The organism is Bacteroides oleiciplenus YIT 12058 (assembly GCF_000315485.1).
Classification (GTDB): domain Bacteria; phylum Bacteroidota; class Bacteroidia; order Bacteroidales; family Bacteroidaceae; genus Bacteroides; species Bacteroides oleiciplenus.
This window is the reverse complement of the sequence record NZ_JH992940.1, coordinates 932457-951706: the sequence shown is the minus strand read 5'-3', so window position 1 is coordinate 951706 and position 19250 is coordinate 932457. Positions and strand designations below refer to the sequence as shown.

Genomic DNA, 19250 nt, shown 5'->3' with positions numbered 1-19250 from the left:
AAATCAAACAAATAATGATTATTCTACGTACTGTGAAAAACATCTCGTCCCTGAATGTGGTGGCGAGCGTTCTACTGTTTCTGACGGCTATTCTGGCTGCTGTTGTAGCCAACTCCTCGTTAGCTCCGGTATATCAGAGTTTCCTGTCGCAGGAGCTACATTTGCGTATCGGTGATTTTAACCTGCTTTCGCATGGTGGTCATAATCTGACGATGATTGAGTTTATCAACGACTGTTTGATGACGATTTTCTTTCTGGCTGTAGGATTGGAGATTAAGCGTGAATTATTAGTGGGAGAGTTGTCTTCTTTCCGGAAGGCGATTCTGCCGTTTATTGCGGCGTGCGGAGGTATGATACTTCCGGTTATTGTTTATTCATTGCTGGTAACTTCCGGCACTCCCGAAACGCGAGGTATGGCTATCCCTATGGCTACAGATATTGCTTTCTCTCTGGGGGTGCTCAGCTTGCTAGGTAAGCGCGTACCGTTGAGCTTGAAAATATTTCTGACAGCTTTTGCGGTAGTGGATGATATTGGTGGTATTCTGGTGATTGCTATTTTCTACAGTAATGAGGTTGCTTACGGTTACTTGATTGTGGCAGCCATACTATACGCATTCCTATATTATATGGGCAAATTCGGTATGACACAGAAGATTTTTTTCCTTTTCTTTGGCGTAATCATTTGGTATCTATTCCTGCAGTCCGGCATTCATAGCACTATATCCGGTGTAATACTGGCATTCGTCATACCTGCCCGTCCACGACTGGATGCAGGTAAATACATAAGACGTATTCGTACTATTGTTAGTTCCTTTCCTGTGGTACAGTCCGATACCATCGTGCTGACTAATGAGCAAATAGCTACGTTGAAACAGGTGGAGAGGGCTTCAGACCGTGTAATCAGTCCTTTGCAGTCTTTGGAAGATAACTTGCATGGAACGGTAAACTTTGTCATTCTTCCCCTGTTTGCTTTTGCCAATGCAGGGGTAGTGCTTAGTGGCAGTGGGGATGTTATAGGAAATGTAGGGCTTGCCGTCGGGCTGGGATTGCTCTTGGGTAAGTTCCTGGGCATTTATCTGTTTACCTGGTTGACTATTAAAAGCGGACTTACCCGTATGCCCGAAGGCATGAATTGGAAGAATATTGCCGGTGTGTCGCTGCTGGGTGGCATTGGTTTTACCGTATCTTTGTTCATAGCCAATCTTTCTTTCTCCGGTGACTATCCTGAATTGCTGAATCAGGCTAAATTCGGAGTGTTGTGCGGCACGGCTATTGCCGGAATATTGGGGTATATTGTGCTGAATCAGGTGCTTCCAAAGAAAAAGAAAGTATAATATAATAAGGTATATTGATTATCTACTGATAATATTAGTTAAACTACTGAGTCTTCTAGTTGAATAACTGGTATTAGTAGTTGTTTGTTTAAAACTTATTTCTATCTTTGCATTGTTCATCCCGATAAATAGAAAAAGACTATGAAACGATTGACTGCAAAGGAAGAAGAAATCATGCGGATATTCTGGGAACATGGACCGATGTTTGTCCGTGAGTTACTGGCTTTTTATGAAGAGCCGAAACCGCATTATAACACAGTATCCACCTTGGTACGTGGATTAGAGGAAAAAGGATTTGTGAAGTACAGACCCTATGGTAATACCTATCAATATTACGCAGCTGTATCCGATAAAGATTATAAACGCTCAGCACTAAATGATGTGGTAGCTCAATACTATAATAACTCCTATACCAATGTCGTGTCTACATTTATTGAAGAAGAAGGTATGTCGGTAGATGAGCTTAAAGCCCTGATAGCTCGTATCGAGGGTAAGAAAGCAAACGGATAAAGATACCCACCTGATAAACGAATGTATCATGGGAACTATATTATTCCATATATTTGAGTCGACTTTGTGCCTGACCATCCTGTATTTTCTGTTCAGGCTGTTCTTCAGGAAGGATACGCTTTTCCGTACGAATCGGCTGTTGCTGCTAATAGGAACAGTGGCTTGCATATTGTTACCGTTGATGCAGATAGATGTTTCTCAATATACTCCTTTGCAGTTGCCTGTGACTGCTGTCAGGAATCTGCTGACAGAGAAAGAAGCTGGTGTTGTTGATAAAGGAGAGGAGGTCAGTAAGGAATATCCTTTTGAAGGAACAGGTGCTTTCTTCGTAGACGAGGAAGAAAATTCTATTAAAGAATCTCGTGGCAGTGTAATGTCCGCCATTCCCGTAACTCTGCTCCTGGGTGGTTGCTATCTTCTGGGGGCATTCGTTGTATTTAGTTTCCTTTTGCTTTCCACTATCCGTATGTATCGGCTCATACACCGTTTTCCTGCTCATGAGTATGGGGAGTACAGGCTGGTTATCTGTCCGGAAAAGATTGTCTCTTTCAGTTGGGGAAAGACGATTGTCCTCTCACAGGAAGACTATGAACGGAATCCCGAAGAAATATTATTGCACGAACAGATGCATTTGCAGCATCGGCATACATTGGATTTGCTTTGGATGGAATGCCTCGTCATACTCCATTGGTTCAATCCTGCTGCATGGCTGCTGATGCGCGAACTCCGGGAAGTGCACGAATACGAGGCAGATAACAGCGTCATCAATCATGGCATCGATGCAACTCAATATCAACTTTTGCTGGTGAAGAAATCCGTAGGTACAAGGCTCTACTCTATGGCTTGCGGTTTCAACCACAGTAAACTTAAAAACTGTATCACAATGATGTTAAAAAGAAGAACGAACAATTGGGCACGTTTGAAGCTATTGCTTTTCGTGCCGGCGGCTGCCGGAACGCTCTATGCGTTTGCGTGGCCGGAAGTAAAGAAAACAGTGGAACAGGTGATGGCTCCTGTGGAGGTGAAACAAGATTCGATTCCCCAAAGTGAACTGGTACAATTAGAAGCCTTTTTCAAGCGGAAAGCTGAAGATGCGGCTGGCGAAAAGAAGGTATACCAAACTGATAAAAAGTCGGGAACCATTCATTCTTTCTTTGTAAATATGAACAATAAGATGATGTTGAATCAGAAATTGATAAAAGAATATGATGTGGCAACCTTATCGACCCGGCTTACCGACTTGTTGAGAGCGGAATATCAGAAATATGCGAAGGGAGATCTGAATTATTCAACGTATTTGCTTGTCAGGTATGATCGTGGTTCATCATCAGATGCCATTACTTCGTATCTTCGGACAATAAAAGACTCTTATCTGCAAGTGCGTGGTGAAATATCCGGGCAGTTGGGTGGAGTTTCGGAAGCCCGTTTGGATAGTGTATTTCCTATATTAGTTCATTTTGGAGAATCTAAAGTTTATAGTTCCAAATATAAGACGACTACGGATATTTCCTTGCCAATTCAGATATCTTTGTTCTCCGGCGGAAGTGCCGGTCCAGTTCTGAAGAATCCTTCTCTCCGGGAAGTAGAGCAGAGACTTAAAGAGTATAAAGCTACTACAGGCGCTGATCATTTAGCGGTAAGTCTTAAACTGGACAAGGATGTCGCTATGGGAGTGGTGGAAGATGTGAAAGAAGTTATCCGGAATACTTTATATGGCAAATAACGAATGATGAGAAAATATGAAGGTGTGTCGAAAAGGCTTTTGACACACCTCGTATTTTTATTTGATTTTAATTTCACAATTATCCAGACTTTCAATAATCGCCAAAGATTCTACATGAATGCCTTGTTCACGCAATTCATCCCCTCCGTGCTGAAAAGCTTTTTCGATGATGAAACCCATACCCACCAGTTCAGCACCAGCCTGCTTCACAAGTTCCATTATACCTTTGGCGGCATTTCCATTGGCCAGAAAATCATCTATAAAGAGTACCCGATCGCCCGGACGAAGAAAATCTTCACTGACACATACCTCATAAGAACGTTGTTTGGTGAAAGAATAGACAGAGGTAACCAGCATATTTTCCATAGTGCTGGGCTTTTTCTTTTTGGCAAAGACTACGGGAAGTTCCAATAAGTATCCCACCATAATGGCAGGAGCGATACCACTGGCTTCCACTGTAATAATCTTGTTGATAGGGGTGGAAGCAAACCGTCTGACAAATTCAACGCCGATGGATTTCATTAGGATAGGGTCCATCTGATGATTGATGAAGTTGTCAACTTTCAATATACCTCCCGGATAACATTTTCCGTCCTTCAGAATACGGTCTTTTAGGATTTTCATGTTTTATATATTTGATTTTGAATACTTATTTTATCAGTTCGGTTTCTTCTTCCTCTTCTTCCAGTTCTTCTCCTCTGGGTAACAACCTTGCTGAAATTCGTTTTTTAGGAGTGAGGCTCATGCCCCTCAGCATTTCCGCTTGTTTCACTACGCTTCCATTTCCATCAGAAAGTTGGTTGAAAGCCCTGTCATAGTCTTTTTGTAACCCGGTTAACTTGTCTCCGATGCTCAGGAAGGTATCGGTGAAGCCTACAATCTTTTCATACAGTGCCGTACCTCGCTTGATGATTGCCTGTACATTCTTTACCTGGTTTTCCCGTTTCCAGAGGTCAAGGGAAAGACGCAGGGCACTGATAAGGTTGGTAGAATTCATCAGTACCACTTTCTTGTTGTAGGCATATTCCCAAAGATTGGTGTCACTCTGTATAGCCAGCAGGTAGGCACCTTCGGTGGGGATGAACATCATGACAAAGTCCGGTGCTTTGCTGTCGTAGTGGGAGTAATCCTTTTGGCTCAACTCGTCTATATGCGTACGGACAGACTGTAGATGGGCTTTCAGCCAGCGCGTCTTTTCATCCTTGTGTTCGGCAGAAGTATAGGCACTGTAGGCTGTGAGGGAGACTTTTGAATCTATAATCATTTCCCGGTCATCGGGATATTTAACCAGAATATCCGGCTGCATTTTCTGCCCGCTTTCTTCGCTGGTGATAACTTCACCCCGTTCATCTTTCAGGAATTCCTGACGGAAGTAATGTTCGCCCTCAATCAGGCCGGATGCCTGGAGCAGGCGTTCCAGAATCATTTCACCCCAGTTACCCTGCATCTTCGAGTCACCTTTCAAGGCACGGGTCAGGTTGTTGGCATCCTCGCTGAGGCGGTTGTTCAGTTCCACTAATTCTTTGATACGTTCGCCCAGTGAGAAACGCTCTTTGGCTTCGTTGCTGTACACTTGTTCCACCTTTTCTCTGAAATCTTTCAGGTTGTCGCCCAAGGGGCGGAGCAGGTTGTTCAGATGTTCGGCATTCAGTCTGGTGAAGTCTTCTGTTTTGCTTTGGAAGATGCGGTTGGAGAGATTTTCGAACTCCATATTCATGCGTTTATGCATGGCTTCCGCTTCTTCCATGTTTCGTTTCAGCAACTCCACTTCTTTTTCCCGTCCTGTCAGTTCGGCTTTCAGGGCAGTGCTTTTGCGTTCCGCTATCAGATAGCCTACGCCGGCACCTATTGTCAGTCCGATGATTAGAAAAACGATCTCCATGCTTACTCCGTCAATATTTCGTTTCCGGTTTCAGTAATCAGAAGCATGCTTTCCCATTGTGCCGAAGGCAGTCCATCGTCGGTGCACACTGTCCATCCGTCAGCTTCATCAATGAAGACTTCGTAGGTTCCCATGTTTATCATCGGTTCGATGGTGAACGTCATTCCCGGAACAATGAGCATACCTGTGCCACGTTTACCGAAGTGTTCCACATCCGGTTCTTCATGGAATTTGATACCTACGCCATGCCCGCAAAGGTCGCGCACTACGCTATAGCCGTTCTTCTCTGCATGTTCCTGAATAGCTGCACCTACATCCCCCAGTCGCGCCCATGGCTGTGCGGTCTGCGCACCTATGTCGCGGCATTCCTTTGCCACTTGTACCAGACGTTGCATTTCCGGTTTCACGTCTCCGATCATGTACATTCTTGAAGCATCCGAGAAATACCCCTTGTAGATAGTTGAAACATCTACGTTCACAATATCTCCGCTGTTCAGGAACTCTTTTGTGCTTGGAATGCCATGACATACCACATCGTTGATGCTTGTACATACACTTTTTGGAAATCCTTCGTACAGAAAAGGAGCGGGTATTGCGTCATGGTCTGTTGTAAACTCATATACCATGTGGTCAATCTCTGCCGTAGACATCCCTTCGCGTATGTTTGCCGAAATATAATCCAGCAATGCGGTGTTGATTTTTGCACTTTCGCGGATACCTGCCAGTTGTTCTTCCGTGCGTAATAAATGGCGTGACGGCAGTTTATAACCTTCTTTTTTATAGTGTTGAATCTTCTCTTCTACCTCGTCGGAATAGTTTTTAGGAGCAAACCGGACTCCTTTTACGAACTTTTTCATTGTCTCTTTGATTTATAATTGCTACAAAAGTACATAATAATATGGTGTGCGGGCACTTGTAGGAGCAGAAAAATGATAACTTGGCACATACTTTTTCTTTCGCTTGCCCGAAAGAAAAAGTATCAAAAAGAAAGTGTATCTATATCATTCTTACCGTCCTAATCTCACTCCTCGAATTATCAACCCTCTTCACCTGTATCTGCGTTTTTATTCGTTCGCGCAGCCCCTCCACATGGCTGATGATTCCTACCTTTTTTCCACCCATCTGGTGTAATTTCTCCAGTGTGTCCATCACTGTGTTCAGATAATCGCTGCTCAGCGTACCGAAACCTTCATCAATAAATAACGTATCTACTGACAGACTTTGCCGGCTTAGTGAAGAAAGTCCGAGAGCCAGCGACAGGGAAACCAGGAAACTTTCTCCACCGGACAACGTACAAGCCGGGCGTGCTGCACCTCCCTGATAAAAGTCGCGCAGCAAAATGGTGAGCGAACCTGCCTGACATTCCAGTTCATAACGGTCCGTCAGGCGTTGCAGGTAGAAATTAGCTCCGCTGAGTAGTTCTTTCAATACAAAACTTTGGGCTATATTCCGGAAATTCTTTCCTTTCTCGTCACCGAAGTGGTGGCAGAGACGGTCCCATTTTAAATAAATTTCCCGTAATTCGTCCGCACGTTTCTTTTCATCCTTTATCCGGGCGATATTCTTCACATTTTCTTCCAGTTGTATTTTCAGTCGTAGGGCGGTCTGGGTTCCTGCCGCAATCTTTTCATCTGAAACGGTGATGAGGTTGTTTAGTTCATCAAGAGTCTCTTCTTCCTCCATTTCAGGTTTCTTGTTTAGGTGTTCTTCCAATTGCCCGGTTGTCAGTTTGAAGGCCGTCTGTGCAGCTACTTCTTCCTCTTTAAACTTTTGTTGCCCGGTACGCAAATGTTCGATCTGCTCGCTGGAATAAGCGGAGAGGGTAATGATACGTGCTTCGTTAATGTCCGGATGTGAGGTATAGAAGGTTGCCAGATTGGCTTGTAGTTCGTCTATATTCTTTCGGACAGACAGAATGTTTTGTTTCAGCCCACCCGCCTGAGAATTCAATGTATTCCATGCTGTTCCTAAGTTCTTGATTTCCATTTTTTCCTCTATTGGAAGATTCTTCCATTCGGGGAAAGTATCGCAAATTATTTCCCGGATAGCCGATATACCATCCAGTTCTTTAGCAATCAAGGAAAGGGTAGCTTTCAATTCAGCCTGCTTTTCTTGCGCCAGTTTATAATGTCCTGCTGACTTTTGTAAACGTTCGATGAATGCGGCAGGAGAGTTACTCCATTCTGTTTGCCATTCTTTCCAGAGAATCAAGGGAGTGACGCGTTCCAGAGTAATGTGAACAATATCTTTTTCACTTTCTCTCAGCGAATGTTTGTTGATGATATCATTTTTCAGTTTAGTCAGATTCTTATCGGCGGTGTCGAACGCTTTTCGGGCGGTTTCCACAGCTTTCTGATGTTCGTCTTTCTGATGCTGCAATCGAGAGATATTATTGGCGAGGTTTTGCACTTCATTCAGTTTCGCATTGACATTTTCAAGGTCTTGCTTGTTTACCTGAATCAGCTTTTCCAGCACCTCCTTGGTATTGTCGGAGGTATCCGGAATACGGCATCGGCTACATTTCTCCTGTGTCTCTGTTCGGGCAAGGTCATATCCTTTCTGAGCTTTCTCCGTTGCCAGACGATTGCTTACCATCATTTCCTCGTATGTTTTGCTCTCTGCTTGGTTGCCATTCAATGCCTGTTCCGCTTCTTTATAATCTTTCTCTTTTGCCTCCAGTGATTGCCGGATAGGAGCAAGCACAGATTGAAAGTCTTCATCCTTGCAGAGCAATTTTATCTCCTGTCCGCATACCGGGCAAGTATCTCCTACAGAGAGACGGGCACGGGCTTCTTTGGCCCATTCCTCTATTGCTTCTTTTTGTTTGTCATAAAGTGTCTTGATCTCATCGTATACTTTCTTCCTGCTGTCGAATTCGTCTTTGAGTTCTGCATACCGTCTCTTGCTGGTTTGCAATTTCTTGTCCAGTGACTTTTCGTTTTCCTTTGCCGTATCCAATGCTGTCTGCTTCTCTTGCAACACTACCAGAGAATTCTGAGCTTTCAGCAAATTCTCCTTGACGGTTTCCAAAACGTTCTTCTTTTCCTGCAAGGCATTCCGGTTCATGGATTCAAGCTGTACATTCAGTTGGTCTATCTCCTGTTGCCTGGTTTGATTTTCCTTGTCTTTCCGGTTGAAGTCGTTTTCTTTGTTCGTGCGCTCCTGCTCCAAGGTTGGTTGTTGCGGGGTTAGTTCCGTTATTTGCTTTTCATAGATCGCAATGCGCGAGCGGGCAGAAAGTATGGCATTGAGGTCTGCAATGATGGACTGGCTTTTCTCGAACATAGGGAGGAGAGGAGCATGAGTTTTCAGATACTCCCCGGCAAGCAGCAGTTTGGCTTGTTGCTCCTTCATATTCTCTTGCAGCCAGATGCAACCACTACTGAGGCGGATGAAAGCCGCTTTCAGACTTTCGGTTTGCCGGATATTACTTTCTTGTTGGCATTGCTGCTGTTTTAAAGAAGAGGACCAGTTACGGGCATCCGTTGTGTTATTCCAATCCTTAATCAGTGACTCTTTTTGCCGGAAATCATCCGATTGCAGTAACTCTTTTTTTGCTTCCCATGCTTTCTGCTGATTCTCCTGGTTGAAGATGAGTTCTGCATGCTTTTTCAACCAGTCTCGTTTCAGGACGGCTGTATTCTTTTGCCGGGTATTTTCATTGATTTCAGTGTTTAATGCAGCCATAGCTCCATCAATTTCAGCTATCTCTTCATCCGTCAGGATACGGATACCTTCCAGTTTCCGGTTCTGATTCTCATAATCCATGCGTTTCTCTTTGGTGATGGCATAAATTCCGGCACCTATTTCAGAATAAATCCCGGTACCTGTCAGCTTCTCCAGAATATCCGATTTTTCGCTTTCCTTGCTTTGCAGAAACTTGGTGAAGTCTCCTTGTGCCAATAGGGTGGTACGGCAAAACTGCTCGAACGTCAGTCCTACGGCGACTTGTATTTCAGCTTTAATTTCGTTTTTCTTGGTGAGCTGGATACCTGTTTTCCGGTTCTCTAAAGTCCATTTGGTATCTTGAATGGCACCGGATGCTTTCCGGTGTGCACGCGCCACGTACCATTTGGCTGTGTAGGGAATTTCGTTCGAACCTGTAAATTCCAGTTCGGTCCATGCCTCATTGGTATTCCGGCGCATCAGTTGGCGGCTGTCGTTGATTGCCACTTCTTCTTTTTTTGAAGAAAAGGCCTGTCCCACGTCCCTGTACCTTTCATTCTCTGCATGCTCCATACGGGGTGTTTCATTATAGAGTGACAAGCAGATGGCATCGAGTAACGTTGTTTTTCCGGCACCTGTCTCGCCGCAGATGAGAAATAGAGATTCCTCACTTAGCGGTCCGTTCTCAAAGTCAATGACGGCGTCTTCTATGGATGCCAGATTCTTTATAGTCAGTTTTTGAAGTTTCATGATTCGCCACAGATTATGCGGATTAACGCAGATTATTCTTTTCTCTCACTCTTTGCACGGCAGCATCCATCAGCGCGCAAAGTTCCTCGTCCATCTCTTCTCCTTCCGCTTCCTGATAGTAGAGTTTCGCAATTTCCAGTGGAGACATCTCCTGCATCTCCTGAATGGAGATATGCCTTGCTCGGTCATCCGAGGCCTGTTTCTCCCGGTTGGACTTGATGTAGCAGTATTTGCACTTTTTCCCTTTCACTGCGCCCGATGCCCGTTCGTTGCAGTCGGGTGCCAGGTAGTCTTTAATCAGGACATTCAGGCGGATATAAGCCGGTTTATCGTCCGGGTATTCCTCCAGTAGTTTTATGGCTTCCTCAAAAGTCACCGCCTCTTTGGGCAACGTGACGAGCGGCATAGGATTTTCTATTTCTACCGTTCTTATTTGTGGTGCTTCATGTCTCCGAACTTCGATGATAGAGACAGAATGCGGATAAGTTTCGTCGAAGTTCACGGGCAGGGGAGTTCCGCAATACCGTGCATGGCGGCCGTTTCCTTTGATATCCTGCGGACAATGAATGTGTCCGAGCGCCAGATAATCATACCCTTCGCCCATTGAACTGATGGGAACATATTCTATTCCGCCTGCGGTTTCGTCATGACCGGTCCGGTCACTGCCTTCTATAGAGAGGTGTGCCATTAATACGACGGGCAGTTCATCCGTATTTATTTTCTCTACTTCGTCCTGCAATGCCTGGAAGAAGCGTGCCTGTCGTTCTTCGCGGGGTGTCTCTGTATCCAGCATCGGGAAATTCTGCGGATATACATGGGGTACTGCAATGATGTATCCTTTCAGTTCTCCTTCTTTATCCCTCACTTCCACAATATGCTTTCCCAAATTCACCTCTTCCTGGTTCCGTTCTATGTTCCCCACTACTTTCACTCCGAAGTGATTCCACAGATTGCTGTCTATCTCCAATTTGGAACTACTGTCGTGGTTTCCGGCTGTCACAACAATTGCCATTTCCGGGCAAGCCCTGTGAATTTCGAGCATACCGTCCGTGTACATCTTTTGTGTGGTTGCTGATGGGGTGGAGTAGTGGTAAATATCTCCGCTCACTACCATTGCGTCCGGTTTCTCTTCTGCTACGATGCGGGAAAGTTGTTCCAGAAATGCTTGTTGCTCCTGGCTGCGGTCATAGTTATATAGTGTATGTCCCAGATGCCAGTCGCTGGTATGAAGTATTTTCATGTTTATACAGTTTTCTGCTTTCAAAAGTACGCAGAATATGGGAGATAAGCAAATCGACCGGACAAGTGCTTTCAATTCACCTTCACATGAAAAATCTCTTTTCGAAAACTATGAAATCACTGATTTTTAATTAGTTTTGCAATATAATTCATCTGTAAGACAGCCTTTTTGCTCTGTGTCCGGTAAAGAATGGATACACTTACAGAACAAACTATGACTTTGATGGAATATTTGCATAAAATGGCCAAGACATTTATTATATTAGTAATCTTCCTGTTAAACACCGTTAATGTATTGGGCGAAAGCTCCTCGACATTTAAGCCGGGAAGTGAAGATAGAATATTGATCCTCAACGCATATACCGGATCTTCCCGATGGAGTAACGACTTTATTATACCCATTTATAATTCTTTCCAGCATAAAAATTCTCCTTATGTGGTAGATGTTGAGCATATGGGGAGTCAATTTATGCAATTGCAAAATACAGAAAATTTGTCGGAATACGAAAAAAGACTCTTTGAAAAATATGCAGACAATCCTCCGAGACTTCTGATTCTTTTAGGTAGTGCTTCCTGGGGCTTATTGAAAGGTGATATAGAAAAACAGTGGAAAGACGTCCCTGTTATACTTTGTACGGAGACAGATTATGTCGGTCCGCAAGAGGCTTATTTAAAAAGACAGGCAATTCCGGTGGGAGAGAGAACTCCTCTGAAAGATTATAAAGGAGACCTTTCATTAACTGTATTCTATGTACCTGCCTATCTTAAAGAAACGATTTCGTTGATGCAGGATTTAATGCCGAAAATGGACGAGTTGATTTTCTTATCGGATGCCCGTTATATCAGTGCCCAGTTCCGTTCGGATTTGGAGGAGATTGTGAGTAAAGATTTCCCGGAATTGGAACTAAAAAATTATGTTGCCGGCGATATGACCACCGATGCACTGGCTGATTCATTAAATCATGCGGAGGAAAATAGCGGAGTTCTCTTTTGCTCGTGGTATCAGCAGGATGTACAAAATGGAAACGTCGTATTGACTAACAACATTTCCAGGATTCTTAGTTATTATTCCTCTTCCCCTATATTCTCGTTAGATAATACCGGATTGCAACGGAATGGCTTGGTAGGTGGTTATTTCTTTGATGAAAAAACGATTGGAAAGAAAGTTATCGAGATTGTGGGCAATGTCTTATCCGGTGAAAATAAAATAGGGGCACAGATGGTTAGCTGTGGCACTCCCATTCCCATGTTCAATTATCACGATCTTGTAGAAGCCGGCCTATCGACAAAACTGTGTCCTCCCAATTCCGTTTTTTATATGATGCCGCCTACTTTCTGGCAGCAACATAAATATGGCATTATCTTGGCAATTGTAGCTATTGTCCTTTTGTTTATGTGGATGTGGATGTGGTGGATGTATAAGGTAAGAAGAAAACAGGCCGAGCAGATAAAGCTGATGACAAGCTATCATAGTTTGTTCGAGAATATGCCTATTGTTTATCTGAAGCATCAACTGATTTTTGATCAGGCGGGTAAGGTGGTGGATTATCTTACGGTAGAAGCCAATCCTCGTTTTGAGAAGTACTTCAAATCATCAGGCCCGGTCATCGGTAAAAAAGGAAGTGAAATAGATCCGAAGGGAACTGAGAGGATGGTTCATCTGTATAGTATGGTTATATCTACTCAAAAAGAACTTTCTTTTCAGCACTACAGCGAAGCCGGCGGTAATTATTTCAATGTGATTCTGACCCCCTCCAAACATAAAGGATACATCGATGTATTCTGCGTTGACAATACCGAACTGGCTGAAACCCAGCAGATGTTGCGCTCTGCCAATCATAAATTATCAATGTCTCTTGATGTGGCAAACATTGTTCCCTGGAAGTGGGATTTGGAAAAAGGTACTATGCTTTGTGACGTCAACCGTCCGGTGGAACTTAGCCATGACGACGGTATGGTCAATGAAGAACAGCTTTCCGTGCCCGATTATCAATATTTTGCTAAAATCTGCAAGCAGGACAGGGACCGGGTGAAGAAAGCATATAAAGAACTGACGGAAGGCAATGTTTCCAAGATTAAGGAAGAATACCGTGTGGTGGTTCGTAAGAATGGAGTTGCACGCTATGAATGGGTTGAGGCTCAGGCTACGGTGGATAAAAGAGACGAAAACAACAAGCCGATTACTTTGATTGGTTCTTCGCTCGTGATAACCGGACGAAAGAAAATGGAGGAGGACTTAATTATGGCCAAAGAGAAGGCTGAGGAATCCAACCGTTTGAAATCAGCTTTCCTGGCTAATATGAGCCATGAGATACGTACTCCTCTAAATGCGATTGTCGGTTTTTCTAGTATTCTGGCAGACGCGGAAGAACAAGAGGAGAAGGAAGAGTACATCAATATCATTGAGAACAATAATACATTGTTGCTGCAACTTGTTGGCGATATTCTGGATCTTTCTAAAATAGAGGCAGGGACGCTTGAGTTCATTTACTCGGATTTAGACCTGAACGCTCTCTTTAAAGAGATGGAAGCGTCTGCACAACTGCGTCAGAAGAATGCAGCCGTCCCCATCCACTATATGCCGGAAATGCCGGACTGTTCCGTTAGCATTGAGAAGAACAGGCTGACGCAGGTAGTTACGAATATGCTGAATAATGCAATGAAGTTCACCTCTGATGGCAGCATCACTTTCGGCTATCATCTCAAGGATACCGACTTCCTGTACTTCTATGTTACGGATACGGGATGCGGAATAGCAGATGATAAGAAAGACAGCGTGTTCGGGCGTTTTGTGAAACTTGACTCTTTTGCCCAAGGCACAGGTCTGGGACTTTCCATTTGTCAGAGTATTGTTGAACATATGGGAGGCGAGATAGGAGTGGAATCTGAGGTGAGTAAAGGCTCTACTTTCTGGTTTACTCTTCCTTATCGTCCTGTGGCGTTGAAATCGGTGAAAGAGCAGAAAGAGCACCGGATGCAGAAGGTAGAGAATAAACTGACTGTTTTAATTGCCGAGGATAATAGCAGCAATTTCCAGTTGTTCGAGTCAATCCTGAAGAATCAATATAATATCCTCCATGCATGGGATGGGGAAGAGGCTGTGGAGTTGTTTAAAAAGTATAACCCTCATTTGATATTGATGGATATCAATATGCCTAAGAAGAGCGGATATGAAGCTACCCAGATGATACGAGAAATATCGCCGACTGTCCCGATTATGGCAGTGACGGCTTATGTTTATGCCGAAGATGAACAACGCATCCTGAACAGTGGTTTCGATGCATATACCTCCAAACCTATCAATGCGCAGAAATTGCAGAGGGATATCATAGACTTACTGAAAAGGCAATTGATCTTCATGTAATACTAATATTGCTAATAAAAAAGGAGCTGTACTGTTTGACTCTGTTTTCAGGGTTACAGTACAGCTCCTTTTTATAAAGGTTTTATTCTTAGTAGCTTATTCAGTGATACAGATTGCTACACGATTTTCATCATTTGTAGAGAAAGGTTGTACCTTATCTCCCTTGAAGTCGAGCACGATTCTGTCGGCAGCGATACCTTTTGCTTTCAAAGCTTTCTCAACAGCTAAAGCACGTTCTTTGGAGAGGCGCAGGTTGATGGTTTGAGTACCGGTTGCAGCATCTGCATATCCACAAATGGAGACTTTTACTTCTGTATTCTTTTGCAGGAATGCAACTAAATTGGCAATTTTGCTTTCTTCAGAGGAACGTATAACAGCAGAATTAATCTTGAAGAAGATATTTTCAGTCAGAGGCTTCACTTCTTCTTTCTTCTCTTCCACTGGTGCAGGAACATAAGCCGGTTCTTCTTTCACTTCTACTACAGTTTCTACTACCGGTTCCGGAGTGTAAGTAACCACCGGTTTCGCCTTTTTGCCACTCTTTCCAAACTTGAACGTAAAACCGGCCAGTGCATTAAGCTGCCAGTCAGCATTGTCAGCCTTCTTGGAGTTGAATTTGTCCGACAGAACATTTGCATTCACTTCAAGATTGAAAGACACATGCTTGCTCAGGCGTAAGTTGGCACCCAAACCGCCACGACCGGCTACAAAGATTTTTTTGCCGCTCCAAAGATACTGCATATCATAACCAGCATTGTTCAATGCAACTGCATCATCATTATTGAATCCACCGGCAACGCCTACTCCCAAAAACATATAAGCATTGAAGAAACGCTTGGGATTGTAATGACAGAACAGGTTGCTCAAGTCGAGTGTGGCATCTACATTTCCTTGCAGATAGTTGAACTTGTATGAGTCAGAAAGTACCGCCCATTTTCCTTTTGCCTGCCAGCCACTCGCACCGGCACGTATTCCCCACAGAGGAGTAAACTTATATCCGACAGAAAGAGCTGCTGCGGGAGATATCAGGTCTTTAAAACTTGCCTCACCAACAGTTTCTGCTGCACCTGCTTGTACCTGCATGTACCAATGAGGCTTGAACGTTGTATTACTTTCTTCTGTGGCTTGCCCGGAAGATTGAGTATTTTGTGCCGATACGGCTAAAGTGCTCAGGCCTAAGACCATAAACATCAGATTTCTTTTTAATTGCATATTCATCTTGTTTTTAAATTTTTTAGTTCGCGAAATTAAGCATTATTTGTTAGATTTATACTAAATAACAAAAAATAGAGAATTTTGTTTGCGTTGAAATGCTTTCTGATAGGTGTTTTTTGAATGATAGCTTTATATGGATTAAAGCGGTTGCTTCTTGCCCGGAAACAACCGCTTTATTTTGCTGTCTGACCAGCTTTTAGTTTTGCAATAACTTCAGAATATATTTTCCCGGCATCACAATTCTTGCTTTCATTTGTGGCGAGTTGTTGATGTCATATAGAATCTTCCAAATCTTTCCTTTCAGTTTTCCGAAATCCGTCAGTCTGAGGATGGCATTGATTTCTTTGACGACAGTCACTTTTTGCCGCTTCAATTCTTCCATCAATCCCTCATAGTTATGCGTTTGTTTGTCGAGTGCATACTCCGGAGGAACCAGAAGAATCTCCTCATTCTTTCCTGTCTCCCCTTGGGGAGATATAGAGGGGGAGTTATTTATCTTATTAGTTTTATTTATAGCTAAAGCGTCGCTTTGCATGCCTTGCCTGATTTTCTGTTGGTTAGCCAGTCCTCCACGTCTGCCCGACTCTCTATTGGCTTCGCGCTTGGCTTCCAGTGGGCCCATGCGCCGGGTGAGTCCGGGTGATGAGAAGGTTGTGTCGTCCACTTTAAAGAGTCCTGACTCGTAGATGAATCGCTTCAAAGTAGCTACTGTTACTCTCATCTTTTGTGCCAGGATAGGCAGCACTCTCAAGTCCGCCTTATATCCATCCTGCACTCTTAGAAACTCCAGTATCATCCAGTAGATGCCGTATCCTTTCATTCCTTCTTTCTGTATCATCATCATAATTTTAAAGTTATTGCCTGCATTGGCGTCATGTATCAAATATGAGTCCATAATCTCTTATTTTTTAATTATCAATTCTCAATTTACCACCGGTTTCCATTCCAGGAAGTTCTCAATCTGGAACGTTCTCCATCCCTGTTGTTCTATATCCCAGTACACTACGTGGTTTCGGATATGTTCAATGTCATACTTTCGGTGGAAGTGGGCTTCATAATACACAAGTGTTCCTCTTGCCATATAGAATTCCCCATTCTGTTTTCGGTAGGCTATCAGTGCACATCCGTATGCCATGTAGTCTGTCAACTGCAGGATGCGTCGTGTCATCCATGCGATAGTTTCATCTGATAAATCGGTTTCCTGTCTGATAAGTTTTTTCCATAGATTTTCTACTCTTTCTTCTTTCGTTACATGATTTGGTTGGTGACCCAACGTTTGCTTCTTCATTTTAATAATTTTAGTTGTTCATAAAAACTTAATAATCAACCTTCTGTGATGGCTACACCCTTTGCTTCGGATAGCTACACCCTTTTATGCTTAGGGCTACACCATCCGGTTGAAAGGGTGTAGCCCTTCCACATTCAGGTTGACGGGGGCAAAGTTATGCCCTTTCTTTGGAGTAAACTATCAATGATTTATTCTTACATCATATCCGTATGGATCTATGTGTTCGGTATCTTCCTTTTGTATCACTGCCCATACTTTATCAATCTCTGTACTTAGACTGCTGTACTTTAGTGGTTTGCGTTCTCCTTTCTCGTGTTTTCGCATCATTTCTAAACCGTATATCCACTTTGTTAAATCGCTGATTGTTTTGATTCCCATACATTCAAAACCACCTAACTTAAAGTGTCTCAGATAACCTACATAAAGATGGGTATTATCGCCATAATATACCCGAAGGGGTAATAGACTTTCATCTACAACACTTACTCTTTTTTGTTTCTTACTATCGCCTTTTCTCTGATTTTCAGATTTGTACGATTTACTTCTCTGCTGATTCTTGTTCAGCTTCTCACTTTTTTAATTTCTGTCATAGCTTTAATGATTATATACCCGTTAATTGATATTAACGTGGTTAAAAATTGCGAAAGTATAAAATAATATTGAATAACAGAGGGTTAGGGAAAGAAATATGATAAAAATAAGTTGTTTAGAATTGTAAATAATGCATTGATTTATAGTGTGCTATTATGTGTTTTTATGGGTGTTCAAAAAACGTTCGTTTAATGGGCGCAAAGATAAAGGTCTTTTTTTGAATGACAAAATGCTTGATGAAAAATCTTTTTTAATAGGATAAAATCGAGACTAACAGCTTGATTATAAACGACAAAGAAGTTATAAAAATATCCGTTAATATTCATTCTTTTATTCTTTTTCCTGTTTTGAAATTTTTCTAAATCTTGACGCCCATTAAACGAACGATTAAAAGACGCTTGTTTACTTGTAGTTCGTTCGCTAACATCTATTTATAAGCATTTATATGCTAGTGCGGTTTTGAAAGAGCAAATGTCTCGATCGGGCCGCGAAGCGTACCCAAAACAAACTTCTTATCATCTAATAAACTTTCTCAAGTGTCTGAAACACAGAAATATTGGTTTGCAGCTCGTACACTAAGCAAACAGGAGTTTGCTGTTCAGAAGCGTATCGAAAAACTGAATTTAGAGGGAAAAATGGATGTGGAATGTTATCTTCCTACCTGTACTATAGTCACACAATTAAAATATCGCCGGAAACGTAGTGTAGTTCCTGTTGCGCGTGGTTTGATTTTTATTCATGCTACCAAGCAGTCCGCTTGCGACATCCCCAACATATATGGTGTTCAAGTCTTTTATATGAAAGACCTTTCCACACATTCCATGTTGGTAGTTCCCGACAAGCAAATGCAAGACTTCATGTTCGTGATGGATTTAAACCCAGAAGGCGTTAGTTTCGACAACGAACCTCTCACCATCGGCAAGAAGGTTACAGTTGTTAAAGGCGAATTTAGTGGCATTGAAGGTGAAATAGCCACAGTAGCTAATAAAACCTATGTTGTTATCCGCATTACAGGTGTTTTGGTAGCGAGCATCAAGGTTCCTAAATCTTATTTGAAGATAATTGAAGACTGAAATCAATATTTATCAATAGTGTTGACACCTTGGTCATCCTGAACCTGTCGAAAGATCTTCTTTCTTGCCAGTAAATAATAAAAACTCAATACAAAGATGAACTCTTTACTTTCTCGTGCTCTTGAGCTTCAGCAAGTTGCTCATGATTTTATGTATTTGGAGACAAATACCGCCCCCATTTATTCCGATGATTTCTGCCGTCTGAATAAAGAACTTCTCGTTAAATCTGACTCCTTATTTTCAGAAAAGAGTTTTGATCTCGAAGAAGAAGCTAATTTGTGTCTTGCCCTTTTAATGGGATATAATGCTACTATCTACGATAATGGAGATAAAGGGCAAAAGAAACAAATAATTTTAGATCGTATCTCTGATATCTTGGAACAACTTCCGGCTTCTTTACTAAAAGTTCGTTTGTTGGCTTATTGTTATGGAGAGATATATGAAGACGTTTTGCTTCAGGAGGCTCACGCTATTATTAATAGTTGGGGTAGGGAGAATTTGACAACAGAACAAATAGGAATTATTGAGGAGCTGAGGAATTTTGAAGCAAATCCTTATCCATTTGAGGAGATAGAATAAAAAATGGTATAATTGTGTTTGTTTTTTCATACTTAT

The 19250-nt window shown here is 42.6% G+C and carries 15 protein-coding genes; 6 read left to right on the top strand and 9 right to left on the bottom strand.

The window, feature by feature from the left end; translation table 11 throughout:
• Positions 1 to 14: 14 nt before the first annotated feature.
• The 3 genes from nhaA to HMPREF9447_RS04095 all read left to right on the top strand — a co-directional run bounded on the left by nhaA (position 15) and on the right by HMPREF9447_RS04095 (position 3567).
• The gene (nhaA, locus tag HMPREF9447_RS04105; protein WP_009128344.1) at positions 15 to 1334 is read left to right on the top strand and encodes a Na+/H+ antiporter NhaA; all 1320 of its coding nucleotides are present in this window, start codon (positions 15 to 17) and stop codon (positions 1332 to 1334) included.
• 141 nt (positions 1335 to 1475) lie between these two features.
• Positions 1476 to 1844, top strand: coding sequence for a BlaI/MecI/CopY family transcriptional regulator (locus tag HMPREF9447_RS04100; RefSeq protein WP_009128342.1), 369 nt, complete (start codon positions 1476 to 1478; stop codon positions 1842 to 1844).
• A 28-nt stretch (positions 1845 to 1872) separates the two neighbouring features.
• On the top strand, positions 1873 to 3567 hold the full coding sequence (locus HMPREF9447_RS04095; RefSeq protein WP_009128340.1) for a M56 family metallopeptidase: 1695 nt from the start codon (positions 1873 to 1875) through the stop codon (positions 3565 to 3567).
• Positions 3568 to 3624: 57 nt separating this feature from the next.
• Here HMPREF9447_RS04095 and xpt read toward each other — a convergent pair whose 3' ends face one another.
• From xpt to HMPREF9447_RS04070, 5 genes are all read right to left on the bottom strand, one after another.
• Positions 3625 to 4191, bottom strand: a complete 567-nt coding sequence (xpt, locus tag HMPREF9447_RS04090; RefSeq protein ID WP_009128338.1) for a xanthine phosphoribosyltransferase — start codon at positions 4189 to 4191, stop codon at positions 3625 to 3627.
• 25 nt (positions 4192 to 4216) lie between these two features.
• Positions 4217 to 5449: a DNA recombination protein RmuC gene (locus HMPREF9447_RS04085; RefSeq protein WP_009128336.1), complete on the bottom strand. Its 1233-nt coding sequence runs from the start codon at positions 5447 to 5449 to the stop codon at positions 4217 to 4219.
• Positions 5450 to 5451: 2 nt separating this feature from the next.
• Entirely contained in the window at positions 5452 to 6306 is an 855-nt protein-coding gene (gene map, locus HMPREF9447_RS04080) for a type I methionyl aminopeptidase (protein ID WP_009128334.1), read from the bottom strand.
• 139 nt (positions 6307 to 6445) lie between these two features.
• A complete protein-coding gene (locus tag HMPREF9447_RS04075) occupies positions 6446 to 9865 on the bottom strand; it encodes an AAA family ATPase (protein WP_009128332.1) in 3420 nt (1139 codons plus the stop codon).
• A gap of 22 nt (positions 9866 to 9887) precedes the next feature.
• The gene (locus HMPREF9447_RS04070; protein WP_009128326.1) at positions 9888 to 11105 is read right to left on the bottom strand and encodes an exonuclease SbcCD subunit D; all 1218 of its coding nucleotides are present in this window, start codon (positions 11103 to 11105) and stop codon (positions 9888 to 9890) included.
• Positions 11106 to 11294: 189 nt separating this feature from the next.
• Between HMPREF9447_RS04070 and HMPREF9447_RS29010 the strand changes: the two genes are divergently transcribed.
• Positions 11295 to 14468 (top strand): ATP-binding protein, encoded by a 3174-nt coding sequence (locus HMPREF9447_RS29010; RefSeq protein WP_009128324.1) that lies wholly within the window; start codon positions 11295 to 11297, stop codon positions 14466 to 14468.
• Positions 14469 to 14564: 96 nt separating this feature from the next.
• On the opposite strand, the gene HMPREF9447_RS04060 is transcribed toward HMPREF9447_RS29010, so the two are convergent.
• The 4 genes from HMPREF9447_RS04060 to HMPREF9447_RS29005 all read right to left on the bottom strand — a co-directional run bounded on the left by HMPREF9447_RS04060 (position 14565) and on the right by HMPREF9447_RS29005 (position 17298).
• A complete protein-coding gene (locus HMPREF9447_RS04060) occupies positions 14565 to 15680 on the bottom strand; it encodes an OmpA family protein (RefSeq protein ID WP_009128322.1) in 1116 nt (371 codons plus the stop codon).
• Positions 15681 to 15879: 199 nt separating this feature from the next.
• Positions 15880 to 16578 carry a DUF4373 domain-containing protein gene (locus tag HMPREF9447_RS04055; protein ID WP_009128321.1) on the bottom strand — a complete coding sequence of 233 codons (699 nt, stop codon included), beginning with the start codon at positions 16576 to 16578 and terminating at the stop codon, positions 15880 to 15882.
• 27 nt (positions 16579 to 16605) lie between these two features.
• Entirely contained in the window at positions 16606 to 16971 is a 366-nt protein-coding gene (locus HMPREF9447_RS04050; RefSeq protein ID WP_009128320.1) for an SH3 beta-barrel fold-containing protein, read from the bottom strand.
• 180 nt (positions 16972 to 17151) lie between these two features.
• Complete coding sequence (locus HMPREF9447_RS29005; protein WP_181983398.1) at positions 17152 to 17298, bottom strand: hypothetical protein; 147 nt, start codon at positions 17296 to 17298, stop codon at positions 17152 to 17154.
• Positions 17299 to 18098: 800 nt separating this feature from the next.
• Here HMPREF9447_RS29005 and HMPREF9447_RS04040 point away from each other — a divergent pair.
• The gene (locus HMPREF9447_RS04040; RefSeq protein WP_009128318.1) at positions 18099 to 18635 is read left to right on the top strand and encodes a UpxY family transcription antiterminator; all 537 of its coding nucleotides are present in this window, start codon (positions 18099 to 18101) and stop codon (positions 18633 to 18635) included.
• Between the two features lie 96 nt (positions 18636 to 18731).
• Positions 18732 to 19214 carry a UpxZ family transcription anti-terminator antagonist gene (locus HMPREF9447_RS04035; RefSeq protein ID WP_009128317.1) on the top strand — a complete coding sequence of 161 codons (483 nt, stop codon included), beginning with the start codon at positions 18732 to 18734 and terminating at the stop codon, positions 19212 to 19214.
• The last annotated feature ends 36 nt before the right edge of the window (positions 19215 to 19250 follow it).

Excerpts from the sequence above, each read along its gene's own strand:
- nhaA (WP_009128344.1), top strand. The coding sequence starts at position 15 with ATGATTATTCTACGTACTGTGAAAAACATCTCGTCCCTGAATGTGGTG.
- HMPREF9447_RS04100 (WP_009128342.1), top strand. The coding sequence starts at position 1,476 with ATGAAACGATTGACTGCAAAGGAAGAAGAAATCATGCGGATATTCTGG.
- HMPREF9447_RS04095 (WP_009128340.1), top strand. The coding sequence starts at position 1,873 with ATGGGAACTATATTATTCCATATATTTGAGTCGACTTTGTGCCTGACC.
- xpt (WP_009128338.1), bottom strand. The coding sequence starts at position 4,191 with ATGAAAATCCTAAAAGACCGTATTCTGAAGGACGGAAAATGTTATCCG.
- HMPREF9447_RS04085 (WP_009128336.1), bottom strand. The coding sequence starts at position 5,449 with ATGGAGATCGTTTTTCTAATCATCGGACTGACAATAGGTGCCGGCGTA.
- map (WP_009128334.1), bottom strand. The coding sequence starts at position 6,306 with ATGAAAAAGTTCGTAAAAGGAGTCCGGTTTGCTCCTAAAAACTATTCC.
- HMPREF9447_RS04075 (WP_009128332.1), bottom strand. The coding sequence starts at position 9,865 with ATGAAACTTCAAAAACTGACTATAAAGAATCTGGCATCCATAGAAGAC.
- HMPREF9447_RS04070 (WP_009128326.1), bottom strand. The coding sequence starts at position 11,105 with ATGAAAATACTTCATACCAGCGACTGGCATCTGGGACATACACTATAT.
- HMPREF9447_RS29010 (WP_009128324.1), top strand. The coding sequence starts at position 11,295 with ATGGATACACTTACAGAACAAACTATGACTTTGATGGAATATTTGCAT.
- HMPREF9447_RS04060 (WP_009128322.1), bottom strand. The coding sequence starts at position 15,680 with ATGCAATTAAAAAGAAATCTGATGTTTATGGTCTTAGGCCTGAGCACT.
- HMPREF9447_RS04055 (WP_009128321.1), bottom strand. The coding sequence starts at position 16,578 with ATGGACTCATATTTGATACATGACGCCAATGCAGGCAATAACTTTAAA.
- HMPREF9447_RS04050 (WP_009128320.1), bottom strand. The coding sequence starts at position 16,971 with ATGAAGAAGCAAACGTTGGGTCACCAACCAAATCATGTAACGAAAGAA.
- HMPREF9447_RS29005 (WP_181983398.1), bottom strand. The coding sequence starts at position 17,298 with ATGATGCGAAAACACGAGAAAGGAGAACGCAAACCACTAAAGTACAGC.
- HMPREF9447_RS04035 (WP_009128317.1), top strand. The coding sequence starts at position 18,732 with ATGAACTCTTTACTTTCTCGTGCTCTTGAGCTTCAGCAAGTTGCTCAT.